Source organism: Pseudomonas sp. UBA5666 (genome assembly GCF_002420785.1).
GTDB lineage: Bacteria > Pseudomonadota > Gammaproteobacteria > Pseudomonadales > Pseudomonadaceae > Aquipseudomonas > Aquipseudomonas fulva.
Genome location: NZ_DIIQ01000023.1, coordinates 22,907 through 23,547, shown reverse-complemented (window position 1 = coordinate 23,547; position 641 = coordinate 22,907). Strand labels below are relative to the sequence as shown.

1 pseudogene is annotated in these 641 nt (G+C 59.9%); it reads left to right on the top strand.

Annotation, left to right across the window (positions count from 1 at the left end):
• Window positions 1–64 precede the first annotated feature (64 nt).
• Window positions 65–641 (top strand): annotated as a pseudogene (locus B2Y33_RS11930) (amidohydrolase); the annotation flags it as partial.

Below are 641 nucleotides of genomic sequence, written 5' to 3'. Positions count from 1 at the left end.
GCTGGCGAACCGCACGCTGCGCGTGCAGGTCTAGTAGGTTTGCCCCCTTACAAGGAAACCCACCATGATCGCCAGAGCACTGGCCTGCGTAGCGTTGACCGCCTGGCTGGGGCCAGGGGCCGAGGCCCGTGAATACCGTTACAGCGATGCTCACCTGCATTACGTGGATTTCTTCCAGGAATCCGAAGGTATGCCGGCGCTGCTCAAGGCCATGGACGCTGCAGGCATCGATCAGTCGATGATTTCGGGCATTCCCGTTGCCAAGAAATGGCATGAAGACGAGCCCAAGCGTCCCCGCTATTACGCCGGCGACGATGCGGACGCCTATTGGTACAGCGCCACCGATACCTATGTAGCAGCGGCGCTGCAGCCATTGTCGGACGAACAACGCAAGCGATTCCATCCCTTCCTGACCGGCTTCAATCCAGTCGACAAGAATGCCGTGAGCCATATCGAACGCATGCTCGACCTTTACCCAGGCCTCTGGCAGGGTATTGGCGAGGTATTCACCCGTCACGATGACCTGACGGCGTTGACCAGCGGCGAAACCCCGCGTGCCAACAACGAAGCCATGACACGGGTCTATCACCTGGCCGCCGAGCGCGACCTGCCGGTGCTGTTGCATTCCAACATCACTTCCA